Below are 17,065 nucleotides of genomic sequence, written 5' to 3'. Positions count from 1 at the left end.
TTATAATGAACATTATAAATTTAACAACTAAACTAGTCTTTATATAAAAAACAAATCCATAACTAGTTTAAAGTAATCCTACAAAAATCAGCTTTTTATAAAATCAATGTATTAAAATAAAGGAAAAACAAAATTATGTCAAAATGCATCAATATAACAGACAGCCAATTTCAAGATGAAGTGTTAAACAGCAATATCCCAGTTTTGTTAGATTTTTGGGCTCCTTGGTGTGGGCCATGCAAAATGCTGTCTCCTATACTTGATCAAGTAGTTGAACACTATGGTGATAAAATCAAAGTTTGTAAGATAAATATTGATGATAATGAAGAAACTGCAACAAAATTTGCCGTTCGTGGTGTTCCTACTCTTATGGTTTTTAAAGATGGTGGACATAAAGAAACTAAAGTTGGTGTAGTACAAAAAAGTCAACTTGTATCAATCTTAGATAAGTATCTATAAGTCATAGCTTCGTTCAACCTATTATTATTTACAATATATACAAACAGAGAATCACGAATGAATTTAAATGAATTAAAGTATAAATCTGTAAACGAGCTAATGGATATAGCTCAAAGCTTAGATCTTGAGTCACTACGTGCAAGAAAACAAGAACTTATTTTCTCTATCTTAAAATACCATGCTGATAATGGCGAGGACATTTATGGTGAAGGTATTCTTGAAGTTTTACAAGACGGTTATGGTTTTTTAAGATCTTCTGATAGCTCATACTTTGCCAGTCCAGATGATATTTATGTATCACCTGCTTTTATTAGAAAACTAAACCTACGCACTGGTGATAGTATTGTTGGTAAAATTCGACCTCCTCGTGATAGCGAAAAATACTTTGCTGTTAAACACATCGATAGTGTTAATTTTGATTCTCCTGAACTTGCTAGAAAAAAGATTCTTTTTGAAAACTTAACGCCAGAGTATGCTAAAGAAAGGCTAACCATGGAGATCGGCAACGGTTCTAGTGAAGATCTCACAGCCAGGGTTATAGATTTAGCAGCCCCATTCGGTAAAGGTCAACGTGGTTTGATTGTGGCACCACCTAAAACTGGTAAAACAATTATGATGCAAAATATCGCAACCTCAATTGCTAAAAACCATCCTGAATGTAACTTAATTATGCTTTTAATTGATGAACGCCCTGAAGAAGTAACTGAAATGCAACGTTCAGTACGTGGTGAAGTTGTAGCTAGTACTTTCGATGAGCCTGCTGCACGCCACGTTCAATTAGCTGAAATTGTGATAGAAAAAGCTAAAAGACTAGTCGAGCATAAACAAGATGTTGTAATCCTACTAGACTCTATCACAAGGCTTGCACGTGCTTATAACACTGTATCACCAGCATCTGGTCGTGTGCTATCTGGTGGTGTTGAAGCAAACGCTTTACAAAAGCCAAAAAGATTCTTTGGTGCTGCTCGTAACACTGCTGAAGGTGGTAGCCTAACAATCATTGCTACAGCCCTTGTAGAAACAGGTTCTAAGATGGACGAGGTTATTTTCGAGGAGTTCAAAGGTACTGGTAACATGGAGCTACACCTTGATCGTAAGATTGCTGAGCGTCGCGTGTATCCTGCGATTAGCTTTGATAGGTCTGGTACGCGTAGAGAAGAGCTACTTACTACTCCAGAAGAATTGCAGAAGCTTTGGATTTTACGTAAGATTCTTGGTGGTATGGAAGATGTTCAAGCTATGGAATTTTTGACTGAAAAAATGAAAGGCACATTAACAAATGAAGAGTTCTTTGAGACTATGAAGAGAGGGACTATTTAATTTTAATGTTTGCTAAATTGTACCTCTCAACGTTTAGGTTGATTCTAAAAGCAATTCATTAAGCTCATTAGGCGCTAAGTTTAAGTTGTTTTTACTCAAAAATTTTACCATTTGAATTCACACTATTGGGGGCTCATAAACTAATATCACTAAAGCATATCATTTTGCTTTTTCATATGTTTTTTTGAAAAAAGTATATTGCTCCTGTTGATTTCTAGATTGGCAATACTTTTCTGCTTTTTCTAAGTTTTTATGGTCTACTACAATTTTTTCTTTTCTAGCTTTAATATAATAATCAGCTACACCTATTCCACAATACAGATTAACTAACAGATTCTTTTTAAAATCCTCTAACAATTCATTGGTTGATGATTTATTAATATCATCGATTCTAAAATCCATAACTATAATTAGATTATCTGGGGCTTGTACTTTGAAGTAGTATGAACCATATTGGGAAAAATCAAAAGACCCAGGGCGGTTATGAGTTTGGTATTTATATTCAAAACTTTCTAATTTAAGTGGTTGCTTATATTCTTTCTCAAGAAGTTGCATAACTTGTTGTTTAACTTTCTGCTGTTGTTCTTTAGTTGCTTTTGGACTTATGCTTCTTTCTAAATATCCATATGTTGCAGCAGCTGTCATGCAACTAGTTAAAAAGCAACATAAAAAAAATAGTGTTATTATTTGAATTTGTCTCATTACAGCTAAACCTCTACTCGGTTACTAAAAGTATCGGTATTAAAACATAATCTATACTTAGTCTTTTGCTCTAAATTACCGCTTAATTTTAAAATATCTGAATTAAGTTTATTTACTTGTGTTTCTATTAAACTACCATCTGGTCGATATTCTTGATAACGATAGTTAGCTATCTCATGAAGAGTTTTAAAGTCCTTATAACTACCAGCACTATCTATCAACACTTTTTTACCTACGCTTACAGCTATGTTAGCTATAATATCACCTTTCCTACTAAAAGATGTAAAATCAATATCTGACTTAAAGCTTGTATAATTAATTATTAATTTATCTGCTATACCCTGCCAACTATTACAATTTTTAGCTGCTAGCTTACACTGCCATGACTTAAAAGCTTTAATTGGATTTAAAGTCAAATAGTAAAGTGCTCCGTCCTCATTATTATATTTCATAAATGGGTCTGCTTCATTCTTAATACCAAAAGGTTCAAATCCTTTTGATGGTGATAGTCTAATTCCTCTAAATCTTTTATCTACAAAGTATACTGCTTGCATTTGTGCTATTGAGCCACCCAAGCTATGTCCTGCAAAGCCTATATGTTTAAGATTATAATTTTTAAGAAGGGAATTAACAAATTCTATAGCTGATTTTGTATGATTTGATACCATTGTAATTGGTGTGCCTTTACCTAAAATTGTCATATTTAACAAATCTGTTTTGATTAAATCATTATAGATACCGCCCAAACTATTTAATCTTGTACCTCTGTTTATTACATATATACCTTTATTTTGTTTATCTCCAGCAGCTGCTACTGCAATACCATAGTAACCAACATCGTTACCTAATTGGCTACTTGTAGCTACTAACTTATATTTTGCTAATACCGGATAGTAATGATGAGGGTATTGTTCTAAGGCATCTTTTATATCTGAAGATAAATAAGTTTCAATCTTTGGAATTAATTTTGTTGGTATCTGATAAATTGAATCAGCTAAAGAAGTATCACCCGAACCAGCTATAATTTCTAACATGGAGCTCTCATAAACCAACTCACAAAGCACGCTAGCATCTTTATCTGGTAAATTTGTTAATATTTTATTTTTATAATGCTCTATAGTTATATCATTATTATTCTCATATGAGTGAAAACGCATTAAACACCGCCAACACATTTTTTTAGTTTTAAATTATTTATACATAAAATTAAATAAAAATACAATAGTTAAAATTATTTTTAATGTAAATTTAGAGATATTTTGTGCCTGTGAAGCTTCAAATGTTATGACTATTAGCTTATATATTTGTTTATAAATATAATTAATTTATTATAAGCGTTTAAGTAATTTACATTTTTTTTAGGTTTATAATTACCAAAATACTAACAAATGTTTAAAATTTATCTTGTGCACGTATTTCAGCTAAGGTTTGTTCAAGAATAATACGACCATTTTCATAATAAGTTAGTAGCTGACTATCAGGATGGTACTGCCCAAGTTGATAATTTTCATCAAGGTGTATAGTCTCATACTTTCCATCAGTATTTTTAATAAGGTCTAACCTACCTTTTTTTGATTTTTTAGCAGGATCTGTACTAGGGTTTTTTAGTACACCAATAACATTATTTTCTCGCTTTATAGCTGAACATTTTATTGCAAATTTAAAACTGTCACGATTTACAGATGACTCAAAATTACCCTGTAATAAAGCTCCCCCCATACCAAAAGCAATATTTTCAGCAGAATACCCTTTTTGTTTCATTAGACTTAATACTCTATCTATCAATTGAATATTAACTCCATCTCCTTGTATTAGGCTTACCTTATTTATTACTTTATAACCTTTTGAGTTAACAGTGCTATCATAACCTTTTTCTAACTCTTCTAAAGCATAAATAATATTTTTAACTGCATCTCCAGAATCAGGACGTATTACAAGACTTGCTTTTTTAACTTTTACTTTATCTTTTAAAGCTACCCAACTTTTTATTGCTTGTTCAAAATCCCAACTGTCTGAAACACAGGCATATAGTGTACTACTCTCTCCGAACTGCTCTATCATATTTTCAAAAGCATGATATTCACAATGACTACCCTCACCCCAGCTAGTCATAGTTGAGTGCTCACTTGCTGGTATTGAAAAACCTGCCATATCTTCATGATAGTACTGCTTACAAACCTGTAAGGCTGCTAAGGTATCTGTACCTAAAAAATTAATCAAATGTGCTGCTGACCCAATACCAGCTGATTCTTCTGATGAAACTCCCCTGTAGCCAAAGTCATGTAGCATAAAACCAAGCTTATCTAAACTATCTGCTGTTTCTGACAAATATTTTTTTATAAGCTTTTTGATATTGAAGCTAATAGTTGCAACAGTAGTTGGATACCAAACTTTTAATAATAAAGTTTCTAAAAAACCAGGTAACCAAAATAATTCTTCATCCGTACTTTCTATAGTCATCAAAACATTATGTACTGGAACAACACTTCCTTCTCTGACAGCTCTAATACGTACAGGTAAAAAACCTCTATATTTTTTGATTATTTTTTCAAATCCTTGTCTATGAAATGGTAACCCATGAGCTTTCAAAATGTTCTCTGCTTCATCAAGCATATCCTCAGTGATTGGTTGAGACAAATATTTCTTAATATAATATTGCAACCCAAAAAATTTTGTTTGATTGCCTAAATCAGCATTACTAGTACCTCTACTTTCTAGATAAAAGTGTAAGTATCTAGTATCTTTTGGATATTGAAAAGGATGAGAATGCTTATAGCTATCCGTCATTAAAAGGATATTATTATTATGAGCCATTATCTAAAGTAAAACGCTAATAAAGAGTTGGTTAGATAATTATATAGTTATAAAAAATAGAACACAAAGTTATTATAGTTTTAGATTTTTGATCTTGCCCTCAACAAGCCTTAAAACCTTCTCCATGTATTCTAGAGAAAGCCCTGTTTTATCTAACATAGGATTATATTCCGCCACTTCAAAACAGATTAATTGACTATAATCTATTTTAGAAAGAGTTTCATAAAATGTTTCAGGCTGTATACCATTTTCCACAGGAGTGCCAACAGCATCCATTTTTAAAGGATCTAATCCATCTAAGTCAAAACTAATTCCTACATTTCCATTTGTAACTTTTGCTAAACGCTCAAATTCCCTCAAAAAAAACTGCTCAAAATTTTGGCTATTTAAATCTCTCTGATAATAAATTTTTACACCTAATGAGTTTAAAAATTCCTCTTCTGCTGGTTCATATGACCTTATACCAAAAAAAACTATATTTTCTGGTTTTAACTTTGGTTGTTTATTCAAAATGTTTTTAAATTCTTGGTAACCATAACCTAGCAAATGTGCAACTGGCATACCATGAATATTACCAGTTTCTGATGTATCTGGCCTATGACTGTCCATATGAGCATCAATCCATATTAAGCCCAACTCATTGCTATGCTTCTTAAGGTGATCATATACCCCGCTCCATGTTGCTATCGCGCAAGAATGATCCCCACCTAACACTAATGGGAAAACACCTTCATCAAGCTTTTGTGATATTGCTTTAGCAGCCTTTGTAAAATATTTTGCCATCGCTTTAATCTCTGTACGACCGCCGATATAATTGATTATCTGAGAGTCTAATTTTCTATCTCTTATAGCATTCAAAAAAACATATGGCGCTTTAGCACAACCTACCCTTCTACCAGCGTTACCAATAGCAACGCCTACTGCTTCAACTTTTTTCATTAAGTCCTCCAGATAAAAACCACACTCCTATTTACACCCATATCAAGCCTGTATTTAGCAATAATGCTAGACTCACCTTGCGTAGATACTAACATGATATTTCTCAAAAAATAAATTCAAATCTAGCATTTAAAAACATCTAAGTAATATCACATTGTTAAAGCTTCTGATAGTGGGCTAGTTACTTATAATAATTGAAAATAATAGATAACTAACGAATATTACCAAAACATATTTGAACGCATTGGCTTTATTGCAAATACCATTACTAATAGCAGATAAATATACCACGGCACTAAACTTAAGATTGGCACTAAAGTTACTAGCATACACCCAAAAAAGAATTGGGTAAAAAATAACAATACCTGATAAGCAGGCTTATTTGTTTTTAGATATTGTCTTGCTTTTTCTAAATAAGAACCTTGAAATGAAAATAAGTGTAATATAAGCGGCATTGCCGCGATTAAAAACATTACTAAATAGAAAACCCAGCTAACTTCACTAAGTGCAAAATAGTTAGTTGCTACAAGCAACCCTACTAAAAGATATACTATTTTAACTAAAACCAAATCTACTAGTGTAAATTTTTGCAATTTCTCTGATAAATAATCTTCTTCAAACATAACCTACTCCTTAGTTTATATAGTTTAATTCTAGTCTATGCTTTAAGAAGTTAAAAGGATTTTTAAATAGAGCAGGCAAAAAAGTAATTAGGCTCACCGTCAAGAAAGATAACTTTAAGCTGGCTTGCTGGAACTTATTTGCTTTTTGCAATTAAATCAACAGTCTCCATTATTTTTGCTATAATATAAACACTATATCAGCAAATTTACGGCTGCCCTTAAATGACTATAAAACTCAAAGTTTTAGTTGCTGATGATGATAAACAAATTGCCGAATTTATAAAAACTAAATTTGAAGAAAATAATATTGAAACGACTCTAGCCTACGATGGTAAAGAAGCTTTGTTTCTTATTAATACTAATGAATATGATATTATTGTTATCGACTGGATGATGCCATATTTAGATGGGATATCATTACTTAAAATTCTTCGCAAACAACAATTAGTAACCCCCATTATCATTTTAAGTGCTTTAGATAGCACTGAAAATAAAATACAAGGGCTCAAATCTGGTAGTGATGATTACCTAACTAAACCTTTCTCTATTGAAGAGTTAATTATCCGTGTAAACATACTCTATAAAAGAACTAAATTAATTGCTCAAATAAATACTCACAAAATAATTTGTAGTGACATAGTGTTAGATGAGCTAGCTCATGAAGTAAAAAGAAATAATGTGCTTATACCTCTTCAGCAAAGAGAATATAAGATTTTACATTTACTTTTAAAGCATAAAAACGAAGTAGTTAGTAAAAACATGATTTTGAAAGAAGTCTGGGATTATGAGTTTGATCCCCAAACTAATGTAGTTGAAGTACATATTTCACGTTTACGTAATAAGCTTACTGAAAATAACCTTCCTGACCCCATAAAAACCATGCGCGGATTTGGATATGTCATCCAAGAACAATCTTAATAAAACTATTCAACGTAAATATATAATAAGCTCTAGCTTCAAAATGGCTATGCTTTTTACTATTTTGCTGAGCTTAAGTATTATTTCTTGGATTTATGTAGTAGTTTCATCTATTAGTGGTGATAAAATCTCTCAGCACGTTATACCTCTAGTCACCGGACTTAGTACGGCAGCTAGCGTTGTCATTATTAGCTACTTTGTAAGCATATTTGTTGTAAGAAAAATAAATCATATAGCAACAACCGCTGCATCTATAATAAATACACAAGATTTTAGCTGTAGAATAGAATCTAAAGCAAACTGGGATGATTTAAGCAATTTAGCTAATATTTTAAATATCTTGTTCGAAAATATTGAAAACCTTCTTACAGATATAAAAAATGTGTCTAACAATATAGCTCATGATTTAAAAACCCCTCTGACTCGTTTGAAAAATAAACTAGAAATCTTAGAGGAAAAGTACCCTGACCAAGATACTGAAAAAGCTTTAGAAGAATGCGATAAGCTTTTAGAAGTATTTAATAGCCTATTACGTTTAAACAGACTCGAGCATGGACATGAAAAAATTATAAAAAACTACCTAAATATAAAAAATTTGATTAGAGATGCTATAGAATTATATGAGCCAATATTTGAGCAAAAAAATATTACTGTGAAAACAGATATTACAGCTAAACCACTTAATCTAGATAAAAACTTATTTTTCCAAAGTATTATAAATATCTTAGATAATTGTTACAAATATTCCGATAAAAACACTTCTGTAACCATTCTAGGGACTATAACAAAAACAAACTATAAACTAACTATCAGTGACACTGGAGCAGGAGTAGCTAATCAAAACTTTGAAAAAATATTTGAACGGTTTTTTCGTGAAGAACAAAGTCGGACTCAGCAAGGTAATGGACTTGGGTTAGCTTTAGTAAAAAAAGTTATAGAGCTACATAACGGCAATATCACAGCAAAAAACAACTTGCCCACTGGTTTACTAATTACTATCACTATCCCTTTACATTAATTTTTTTTAACTAGGCTTTTAATGCTAAAAGAATTATTTTAGGTATATATATTGATCTATATTGATAAATTATGGAAAAAATAGCTATAATAGGCGGCGGCATATCAGGATTAGCAATTAGCTATCTTCTAAAAGATAAATACGATTTAACTATTTATGAGAAAAACAACTATTTTGGAGGTCATGCTCGTACACTTAATATCGAAAAAGGCATTTCCATAGATACTGGATTTATAGTTTTTAATTACCACACATATTATCACTTAACCAGGCTTTTTACTCACCTAGACGTACCTGTAGCTAAGAGTAATATGTCTTTTGGAGTATCTATAAAAGAAGGCCGATTTGAGTATGGTTCAAGTAACCCCAAAAGCTTATTTTGTCAAATATCGAATATCTTAAACCCTTACTTTTACAAAATGGTTTTTGATATCTTAAAGTTTAATAAAATATCAAGAAAGCATCTTAAAAATAATACTCTTGATGAAAGCATAACTTTAGAAGAATACCTCAGTAATCTAAAAGTCAGTAAATATTTCAAAGATTATTATTTATTAGCCATGGGAGCTTGTATTTGGAGCACTCCAATAAATCAAATGTATAAGTTTCCTGCTCTTAGTTTTATTAGATTTTTTAATAATCATGGACTACTTACTACAAACAAACCTATCCAATGGTATACAGTCCCAGGTGGTAGTAAAGTATATGTAGAGAAAATTGTCAAGAAACTAGAAAATGCAAATGTTAAGTTTGCTCCCAGTGCAATTAAAGTTTTACGTAAAACTAAAGTATTTATTACAGATGAAAGAAATATTATAAATGAATTCGATAAAGTTATATTTGCTTGCCATCCCAATGAAATTCTTGAAATATTAGATGATCCTTGTATAAATGAGAAAAAACTACTCACAGCAATAAAGTATCAGCCAAACACTGCTATCTTACATACAGATGAGAAGCTAATGCCCAAAAGATCTAAAGCTTGGTCAAGCTGGAATTATCTAAACAAAGAAACTAAAGATAATCGTAAAGTTGTATCCTTAAGTTACTGGATGAATAATTTACAACCTTTAAAAACAACTAAAAATTACTTTGTAACTATTAATCCAGATGAAAAACCAGAAGAATCTAAAATAATTAACGAGCATATCTTTGAACATCCTGTATTTGATAAAGCAGCAATCAGGGCTCAACAAAATTTCGATATTATTCAAGGTTTAAACAGCTCTTATTATTGTGGCGCATATCTTAGATATGGTTTTCATGAAGATGGTATATTTAGTGCTGTAAAGGTAGCAGAAAAATTAGGAGTAAAAACTCCATGGTAAAAAATTTTGTTTTAAGCTCTAAAATATTTCATAAAAGGCATCACCCGAAACAGAATTCTTTTTGTTACAATGCTTACTATGTAGTGTTAGATATGCTCGATATAGATAAAAACAAGTTAAAGATATTTAGCATCAACAAGTTCAATCTATATAGTTTTTATGACAAAGATCACGGCTATAGGAACAAGAAAGATAGTTTAGATTGGATAGCCAACCTACTCCAAAAATATAAGCTTAATTATGATGATACTAGATTATTAACTATGCCTCGGGTCCTTGGATATTTATTTAATCCAGTCAGTTTCTGGCTTTGTTATAACAATGAAAAGCTTATAGCCGTAGTAGCTGAAGTTAACAATACTTTTGGTCAAACCCATAGCTATATTTGTCATAAAAATGGTGTGCAAATAACTAAAGATTCTTGGTTTGAAGCCCAAAAAGAATTTCATGTTTCACCTTTTTATCAAAGAGAAGGTTTCTATAGATTTAACTTTTTTATTAACTTAAAAAACAATTCAAAAAACCAAATTACTATAAATTACTATAATAATGATAAGCTTCAACTTAGTACGCAGATAACTGCGGTTACTAAAACTTTTTCAAGTAACAACCTATTTAAAGAGTTTCTAAGATCTCCATTATTAACATTTAAAGTGATTTTTCTAATACACTATCAAGCTCTAAAAATCCTTTTAAAACGAATCAAGTATGTTCCTAAACCAGTGCAAATCAATAATAAAATAACGGAAGCAAAATACATTAACAAAATTTAATTTTTTGGCAATATTACCTCAACATTTATCTGCTAATATTTATCTTAACCATAGACTAACTTGGCAGATCAAATGTTTGAAAAGACTATCAGGAAAAATATCCTAAAAGCCTTAGATAATATAGAATTTGGTGAAATTTGCTTAACTACACCAGAAGGTGAAGTAATATATACAAAAGGCCAAAAAAATGGACAAATAGCAGACTTAAAATTAAAAGATTGGCGTACAGCCATTAACCTCAAATTTAAAGCTGATATAGGATTTGCGGCAGACTATCGAGATGGATATTGGGAAACATCTAACCTAAAAGCTTTAATACTTTTTGGTCTAGAAAATGAGCAAGCCTTTGGTCAATACATGAAGCCAAACGTCATCTTTAAGTTTCTGCATAAAATAGGCTATCTGACTAAAAGAAATACTTTAAAGCAAAGTAGAAAAAACATCCAAAAGCATTATGATTTAGGAAACCAATTTTATAACCTCTGGCTAGATAAAACTATGACTTACTCATCAGCTATGTTTAAAAACCAGAATGAAACCCTTGAGCAAGCTCAGATCAATAAATACTCTAATATCATTAGTAAATTTAACAAGCCTCAAGGTTCTATTATTGAGATTGGTTGTGGCTGGGGTGGTTTTGCAGAAACCGTAATTAACCACGGTAATTACTATCTTAAGGGTATTACCCTTTCAACTGAGCAGTACGAATTTGCCAAACAGCGTTTAGTAGGGAAAAACGTTGATATAACTATAGAAGATTATCGAATACAAGAAGGGCAATATGACTATGTTGTTTCTATAGAGATGATAGAGGCTGTTGGTAAGAAGTATTGGAATACTTATTTTTCAAAACTTAAATCCTTAGTCAAACGAAATGGTAAAATCATTATTCAAAGCATAGTTATTGATGACAAGCTTTTTAACAGCTACGCTAAAGGTACTGATATGATTAGAACTTTTATATTTCCAGGTGGTTTTCTACCCTCAATACAACAAATAGAAATTGAACTTAAAAAAGTTGGGTTGAAATGTGTTAATAAAGAGTTTTTCGGTAAAGATTACGCTAAAACTTTAGATATTTGGGATAATAATTTTGCAAATACTGGGCAAGAGCTTTTAGAACTTGGTTTTGATAAACGATTTCAAAGGATGTGGCGTTTTTATCTAAATTCTTGTAGCGCTGCTTTTACTCATGGTCGTATAAATGTTGCTCAGCTGGAAATAGTACATGCTTAAAAGACTATTCGGGATATTCTTTATTTGTTTACCTATACTCATAAGCGCTCAAGAACTTGAGTTATCAACTATAAAAGCTCAAAATTCTAACCTGGTTGGCAAGGTTCATTTTAAAAAATGGTTTTTTGATATTTATGATGCTGAACTTTTTACAAATACCGGTAAATTTAATTGGGATCTACCTTTCTTACTAAAAATACATTATTTAATAGATCTCCAAAGTAAAAGCATAGTCACGCAAACATTAAAAGAAATATCAAAACAACACCCAAATGAAGTCAAAGATAACTACCAAAACTATCTGGATACTTTTAAAATGATAATACCAAACGTAGCTAAAAATACAAACCTCTACGGGTATATGGATAAAGATGGTTATGCAAACATTTATTCTGATACAAGATTACTAGGAACTATACAAAATAAAGGTTTATCAAAATATTTCTTCGAAATATGGTTAAGTGATAAATCCTCTAATATCAAATTATCAAAACAACTGAGAGGCATATGAAAGGACTAATACTTAAAATAGGAGCGATTATTATGGTTTTTGGATTATTTGGATGTTCTATAAATATTTCTGATTATAAGGAAGAAACTCCTAAGTTAGATTTAAAAAAGTACCTACAAGGTAAAATAGTCGGTAATGGAATTATTCAAGATTATAAAGGCAAAGTTATTAAAAAATTTGACTTTTCCGGTGATGCTAGTTGGGATAATGATACTGGTACATTTGATGAGCATATGACATATTACGATGGACAAAAAGACCACCGTATATGGAGAATCAAAAAAATATCAGACAACTATTACGAAGGTACAACTGATGATGTAATTGGCATAGCAAAGATTTATGTAGAAGGTAATGCTATGAATTGGCAATACCAGATGCGCATCCCTGTTGGAGATAAAAAATATACGATAAATTTTGATGATTGGATGTATTTAATGAATGATGACGTCCTAATAAATAAAAATTCATTTAAAAAATTTGGCTTAAATGTTGGCTCGCTAACTTTGTTTATGCATAAACAAGAAACTGGAAAATAAAGGATGCAAAAATTTGAAAATAAAACCATATGGATAATTGGTGCTACTGACGGCATCGGTAAAGCTATTTTAGAGAGATTAGATAGCTCAGTAAACGCAAACTTTATAATATCTTCACGCTCACAAAAAAAATTAGAAACCATTGGTATGAATCTAAAAAATGAATCTATATCATTAGCTTTTAATATTACTGACTACTCAGAATTTGAGAAACAAGCAGCCAAAGCTATACAATACAAACCTGACTTTATAATATATTTACCAGCTTTTTACGAACCTTCTCTAATAACTGATATATCGTTATCTAATCTTGATAAAACTATACAAACCAATTTAACTGCTGTTTTTTATCTTATAAGATTTATTTTGCCATATATAAAGAAAAACCCACACTGCCAATTAGCAATAACTGCTAGTGTAGCTGGTTATATAGGGTTGCCAAAATCTCAGCCCTATGCTGCTACTAAAGCGGGTGTTATCAATCTAGTTGAAAGTTTAAAAGCTGAAAATCAAGATTTAGACATTAGACTTATAAATCCAAGTTTTGTAAAAACAAAACTAACAGACAAAAATAATTTTAAAATGCCCGCTTTGTTAACCCCAGAAAAAGCTGCCAAAGAAATTCTCAAAGGGTTATTATCGAATAATTTTGAAATTCATTTTACTAAAAAATTCACCTTAATCTTAAAATTTATCGCAAAATTCCCATATAGGTTGTATTTCAAAATAGCTAAAAAATTAATTTAAATTCGTGGAGCAAAATATGAAAAGTAAGTCAAACAATATTACTAAAATAGCTTTTGCTGGATTACATCTTAGCTGTTTAGGTGTATTTTTTGTAAACTTTAACTTAACAGCTTTGTTAGTATTTACTATTACGTTTAGCATGAGAACTTTTGCTTTAACGGCTGGGTACCACCGTTATTTTGCACATAGATCTTTCCAAACATCGAGGGTTTTTCAATTTATATTAGCCCTAGTGGGAACATGGGCTTCTCAAAAAGGGCCGCTATGGTGGTCTGGGCACCATAGATACCATCATATTCACTCTGATAAAACTACTGATCTTCATTCACCTGAAAATGGTTTTTTTCAGTCGCATATAAGCTGGATTTTTAACCCTAATAACAATTCTGTAGAGTTAAAATACACAAAAGACTGGTTTAAATATCCGGAACTAGTTTGGTTGGATAAATTTTCTCATTTATCATTTTTTTTATATCTTGTTGGGCTATTTGTTATTGGTAGTTTTGTAGCTTATAAATACCCAAATCTAGGAACTTCTGGTCTAAACTTTGTCTTTTTTGGGGGGATATTAAGCACTGTTTTACTATATCACACAACTTTCAGTGTAAATTCAATTTGCCATATCTTTGGGTCCAAAGATCATCTAACAACAGATAATAGTAGAAATAACTGGTTTATTGCAATTCTCACTTTTGGAGAGGGTTGGCATAACAATCATCATAAATTTGCTTATTCAGTTAGAAATAACCTTAAGTTTTGGCAGATTGACATAACTTACATTATCTTAACTATACTGAAAAAATTAAGAATCGTATGGGGGTTCAAACAACCAAAAACTTAACGAATTTGTTGGTCATTAAGATTGTTTAGTTTTATTTTTTCTTTTATCACGCTTTGGCTTTCTCTTTTTAACTTTCTTCTTAGTGCTATATTTTTTAGAGCTGTCAAAATCTTTTGCTGATTGCTCTGGAGAATATAATTCAAAATCTATATGGACACTTTCTAAATCTGCCCTTATTACTCTTATGGTTATTTTTTGACCTATCTTAAAAACTTTGTGGTTTCTTCTACCAATCAAAATGTCTTTAGTTTCATCAAAAATATAATAATCACCAGGAATAGTTGAAACATGAACCAAGCCTTCTATGAACATATCTTTAAGCTCAACAAACAGTCCTAGACCATTGATATGTGTGATTTTTGCCTCTAAAACATGCCCTATATAATCTTGCATAAAGTAACACTTCAACCAATCTTCTACTTGTTTAGAGGCTCCATCTGCATTTCTTTCTTGAAAAGATGCGTTGTCGCAAATATTAGCTAACTCACTAGACTTATAGTCACAACCACCATGATTATATTCATTGATAATAGATTTAATAATTCTATGAACTACTAAATCAGGGTATCTACGAATAGGTGAAGTAAAATGAGTATACTCATCATAAGCAAGACCAAAATGCCCAACATTATCAATACTATAAACAGCTTGATTCATGCTACGCAAAGTCATCATTTGAATATCTTCATAATCAGGACGACTTTTAATACTTTCTAGCATTTGTGCTAAGGCTTTTGGTGTTACTTTACCATCTTTACCATAAGATAGATGGATACCATGACGAGATAAATGTTTTTTTAAAGCATCCATCTTATCCTCTTTAGGCTCGCTATGTACTCTAAACGGAGAAGTTTTTTTATGCTTTATTACAAACTTAGCTGCTGCAACGTTTGCTACTAACATGCACTCTTCTATTAGTCTATGCGCATCATTGCGTTGCCTTGGTATTATTGATTGTATATGGTTATGCTTATCAAGGATTATTTGTGTCTCTATAGTATCAAAATCTATCGCTCCTCTTTGATCTCTGGCTGTATGCAAGACTTTATACAAATCATATAAAACAAATATATCAGGCACTAACTCTGGAGTATTTTCTACTATAGAGTTTTGTTTCTTATCTAATAGTTTTGCTACTTCAGTATAAGTTAAACGTGCTTTAGAATTTATAACAGCTGAATAAAACTTATACCTAGTTAACTTACCAGTGCTACTTATATTCATCTCACAAACTAAAGAATACCTATCAACATTTGGCTGTAAAGAGCATAAACCATTTGATAATTTTTCTGGAAGCATAGGTATTACATATCCAGGGAAATAAACCGAGGTTGAACGGCGTTTAGCATCTAAATCTAAAGCAGAATCTTTCTGAACATAACTTGAAACATCTGCTATTGCAACATATAATTTCCAACCCTCAGCTTTAGTTCTACTAGCAAACACGGCATCATCAAAATCTTTTGCATCTTCGCCATCAATAGTAACAAAATTAAGCTTTCGCAGATCTACTCTTTCTTTAGTTATTATATCATCTGAAAGAGTATCTAAGTATTCAAGAGTTTTTTTACTCCATTGCTCTATTAAATCAAACTTTTTAGTAGCTAGCATCATAGCTTGTTTAACTGGAGATATCGCTTCAACTTCTTGCTTGAACTTAGCAACTGCAACACTATTAATACTTGGTTGAACTATTATTTCAGCTTCTATTAGTGAATCCTGATCAATCTTTTGTCTAGGAGGTAATAAGACTATATCACTAGTTATATTCTTATTTATTGGCTTGAGAAAGTGCCCATCAAAAATTTTATAATAATAACCTGTTATGTTTTTTTGGGCTCTTGAAACTACTGATTTTATCTCTGCTTCAATTTTACCTTTTTTATTTATTCCTAATACCCTAGCTGTAACTTCATCACCTACCATTAACATTTTTGCTTGGGATGAAAGAATACTAACTTTAGTATTTAATGTATGGCTAAATATTTCTAATCTACCATCTCTATCAACCGAAACTTTTGAAGTTACATAAACATTTTTTATTTCCGGAAGGCTATAATATGATTTATCTTTAACTAATTGACCGTCTCTAACCATAGCTCCTAGTCTATTAACCAACCCTTCAAATGAAGACTTTTTGTTAATTTCTAAAGCTAAAGCAATATTTTCTACGCTTACTGGCAGCTGCATGTCCTTGATATAGCACAATATCATCTGGCGACTCGCAATGGGGTTTTCATACTTTTGTGCTTCTAGATCCCTATTAGGATCATTATTTATACTGTACTTACTCACTT

At 31.2% G+C, this 17,065-nt stretch carries 17 protein-coding genes; 11 read left to right on the top strand and 6 right to left on the bottom strand.

Annotated features, from left to right (window positions below):
- Positions 1-135 precede the first annotated feature (135 nt).
- On the top strand, positions 136-459 hold the full coding sequence (gene trxA / locus FRA_RS01635; RefSeq protein ID WP_035721249.1) for a thioredoxin: 324 nt from the start codon (positions 136-138) through the stop codon (positions 457-459).
- A gap of 57 nt (positions 460-516) precedes the next feature.
- The gene (gene rho / locus FRA_RS01630) at positions 517-1,779 is read left to right on the top strand and encodes a transcription termination factor Rho (RefSeq protein ID WP_035721246.1); all 1,263 of its coding nucleotides are present in this window, start codon (positions 517-519) and stop codon (positions 1,777-1,779) included.
- Positions 1,780-1,938: 159 nt separating this feature from the next.
- On the opposite strand, the gene FRA_RS01625 is transcribed toward rho, so the two are convergent.
- The 5 genes from FRA_RS01625 to FRA_RS01605 all read right to left on the bottom strand — a co-directional run bounded on the left by FRA_RS01625 (position 1,939) and on the right by FRA_RS01605 (position 6,857).
- Positions 1,939-2,481 carry a hypothetical protein gene (locus FRA_RS01625; RefSeq protein ID WP_155960903.1) on the bottom strand — a complete coding sequence of 181 codons (543 nt, stop codon included), beginning with the start codon at positions 2,479-2,481 and terminating at the stop codon, positions 1,939-1,941.
- Positions 2,482-2,486: 5 nt separating this feature from the next.
- Positions 2,487-3,638, bottom strand: coding sequence for a lipase family protein (locus FRA_RS01620; protein ID WP_035721239.1), 1,152 nt, complete (start codon positions 3,636-3,638; stop codon positions 2,487-2,489).
- Positions 3,639-3,873: 235 nt separating this feature from the next.
- Positions 3,874-5,295, bottom strand: a complete 1,422-nt coding sequence (locus FRA_RS01615; RefSeq protein ID WP_035721236.1) for a nicotinate phosphoribosyltransferase — start codon at positions 5,293-5,295, stop codon at positions 3,874-3,876.
- Positions 5,296-5,367: 72 nt separating this feature from the next.
- The gene (locus FRA_RS01610) at positions 5,368-6,234 is read right to left on the bottom strand and encodes an arginase (RefSeq protein ID WP_035721234.1); all 867 of its coding nucleotides are present in this window, start codon (positions 6,232-6,234) and stop codon (positions 5,368-5,370) included.
- A 221-nt stretch (positions 6,235-6,455) separates the two neighbouring features.
- The gene (locus FRA_RS01605; protein ID WP_035721232.1) at positions 6,456-6,857 is read right to left on the bottom strand and encodes a hypothetical protein; all 402 of its coding nucleotides are present in this window, start codon (positions 6,855-6,857) and stop codon (positions 6,456-6,458) included.
- A gap of 222 nt (positions 6,858-7,079) precedes the next feature.
- Between FRA_RS01605 and bfpR the strand changes: the two genes are divergently transcribed.
- The 9 genes from bfpR to FRA_RS01560 all read left to right on the top strand — a co-directional run bounded on the left by bfpR (position 7,080) and on the right by FRA_RS01560 (position 14,768).
- Positions 7,080-7,775, top strand: coding sequence for a two-component system response regulator BfpR (gene bfpR, locus FRA_RS01600; RefSeq protein WP_035721228.1), 696 nt, complete (start codon positions 7,080-7,082; stop codon positions 7,773-7,775).
- On the top strand, positions 7,753-8,793 hold the full coding sequence (locus FRA_RS01595) for a sensor histidine kinase (RefSeq protein WP_035721225.1): 1,041 nt from the start codon (positions 7,753-7,755) through the stop codon (positions 8,791-8,793). The genes bfpR and FRA_RS01595 overlap by 23 nt, the downstream gene beginning before the upstream one ends.
- Before the next feature lie 71 nt (positions 8,794-8,864).
- Positions 8,865-10,121 (top strand): NAD(P)/FAD-dependent oxidoreductase, encoded by a 1,257-nt coding sequence (locus tag FRA_RS01590; RefSeq protein ID WP_035721222.1) that lies wholly within the window; start codon positions 8,865-8,867, stop codon positions 10,119-10,121.
- Positions 10,115-10,894, top strand: a complete 780-nt coding sequence (locus FRA_RS01585) for a DUF1365 domain-containing protein (RefSeq protein ID WP_035721219.1) — start codon at positions 10,115-10,117, stop codon at positions 10,892-10,894. The genes FRA_RS01590 and FRA_RS01585 overlap by 7 nt, the downstream gene beginning before the upstream one ends.
- Before the next feature lie 72 nt (positions 10,895-10,966).
- Positions 10,967-12,130, top strand: coding sequence for an SAM-dependent methyltransferase (locus FRA_RS01580; protein WP_035721216.1), 1,164 nt, complete (start codon positions 10,967-10,969; stop codon positions 12,128-12,130).
- Positions 12,123-12,641 carry a chalcone isomerase family protein gene (locus FRA_RS01575; RefSeq protein WP_035721213.1) on the top strand — a complete coding sequence of 173 codons (519 nt, stop codon included), beginning with the start codon at positions 12,123-12,125 and terminating at the stop codon, positions 12,639-12,641. Before FRA_RS01580 ends, FRA_RS01575 begins: the two co-directional genes overlap by 8 nt.
- Positions 12,638-13,180, top strand: a complete 543-nt coding sequence (locus tag FRA_RS01570) for a DUF3833 domain-containing protein (protein ID WP_035721210.1) — start codon at positions 12,638-12,640, stop codon at positions 13,178-13,180. Before FRA_RS01575 ends, FRA_RS01570 begins: the two co-directional genes overlap by 4 nt.
- 3 nt (positions 13,181-13,183) lie before the next feature.
- Entirely contained in the window at positions 13,184-13,927 is a 744-nt protein-coding gene (locus tag FRA_RS01565) for an SDR family NAD(P)-dependent oxidoreductase (protein ID WP_035721207.1), read from the top strand.
- A gap of 16 nt (positions 13,928-13,943) precedes the next feature.
- Positions 13,944-14,768, top strand: coding sequence for an acyl-CoA desaturase (locus tag FRA_RS01560; protein ID WP_035721204.1), 825 nt, complete (start codon positions 13,944-13,946; stop codon positions 14,766-14,768).
- A gap of 15 nt (positions 14,769-14,783) precedes the next feature.
- On the opposite strand, the gene rnr is transcribed toward FRA_RS01560, so the two are convergent.
- The gene (gene rnr, locus FRA_RS01555; protein ID WP_035721201.1) at positions 14,784-17,063 is read right to left on the bottom strand and encodes a ribonuclease R; all 2,280 of its coding nucleotides are present in this window, start codon (positions 17,061-17,063) and stop codon (positions 14,784-14,786) included.
- Between the last annotated feature and the right edge of the window lie 2 nt (positions 17,064-17,065).

The organism is Allofrancisella heilbronnii, assembly GCF_000710735.2.
In the GTDB taxonomy this organism is placed as follows: domain Bacteria; phylum Pseudomonadota; class Gammaproteobacteria; order Francisellales; family Francisellaceae; genus Francisella; species Francisella frigidaquae.
This window is presented reverse-complemented; position numbering and strand designations above follow the sequence as displayed.

What these genes read in the sequence shown, in the direction of transcription:
- trxA (WP_035721249.1), top strand. Translation starts at nt 136, where the DNA reads ATGTCAAAATGCATCAATATAACAGACAGCCAATTTCAAGATGAAGTG.
- rho (WP_035721246.1), top strand. Translation starts at nt 517, where the DNA reads ATGAATTTAAATGAATTAAAGTATAAATCTGTAAACGAGCTAATGGAT.
- FRA_RS01625 (WP_155960903.1), bottom strand. Translation starts at nt 2,481, where the DNA reads ATGAGACAAATTCAAATAATAACACTATTTTTTTTATGTTGCTTTTTA.
- FRA_RS01620 (WP_035721239.1), bottom strand. Translation starts at nt 3,638, where the DNA reads ATGCGTTTTCACTCATATGAGAATAATAATGATATAACTATAGAGCAT.
- FRA_RS01615 (WP_035721236.1), bottom strand. Translation starts at nt 5,295, where the DNA reads ATGGCTCATAATAATAATATCCTTTTAATGACGGATAGCTATAAGCAT.
- FRA_RS01610 (WP_035721234.1), bottom strand. Translation starts at nt 6,234, where the DNA reads ATGAAAAAAGTTGAAGCAGTAGGCGTTGCTATTGGTAACGCTGGTAGA.
- FRA_RS01605 (WP_035721232.1), bottom strand. Translation starts at nt 6,857, where the DNA reads ATGTTTGAAGAAGATTATTTATCAGAGAAATTGCAAAAATTTACACTA.
- bfpR (WP_035721228.1), top strand. Translation starts at nt 7,080, where the DNA reads ATGACTATAAAACTCAAAGTTTTAGTTGCTGATGATGATAAACAAATT.
- FRA_RS01595 (WP_035721225.1), top strand. Translation starts at nt 7,753, where the DNA reads ATGTCATCCAAGAACAATCTTAATAAAACTATTCAACGTAAATATATA.
- FRA_RS01590 (WP_035721222.1), top strand. Translation starts at nt 8,865, where the DNA reads ATGGAAAAAATAGCTATAATAGGCGGCGGCATATCAGGATTAGCAATT.
- FRA_RS01585 (WP_035721219.1), top strand. Translation starts at nt 10,115, where the DNA reads ATGGTAAAAAATTTTGTTTTAAGCTCTAAAATATTTCATAAAAGGCAT.
- FRA_RS01580 (WP_035721216.1), top strand. Translation starts at nt 10,967, where the DNA reads ATGTTTGAAAAGACTATCAGGAAAAATATCCTAAAAGCCTTAGATAAT.
- FRA_RS01575 (WP_035721213.1), top strand. Translation starts at nt 12,123, where the DNA reads ATGCTTAAAAGACTATTCGGGATATTCTTTATTTGTTTACCTATACTC.
- FRA_RS01570 (WP_035721210.1), top strand. Translation starts at nt 12,638, where the DNA reads ATGAAAGGACTAATACTTAAAATAGGAGCGATTATTATGGTTTTTGGA.
- FRA_RS01565 (WP_035721207.1), top strand. Translation starts at nt 13,184, where the DNA reads ATGCAAAAATTTGAAAATAAAACCATATGGATAATTGGTGCTACTGAC.
- FRA_RS01560 (WP_035721204.1), top strand. Translation starts at nt 13,944, where the DNA reads ATGAAAAGTAAGTCAAACAATATTACTAAAATAGCTTTTGCTGGATTA.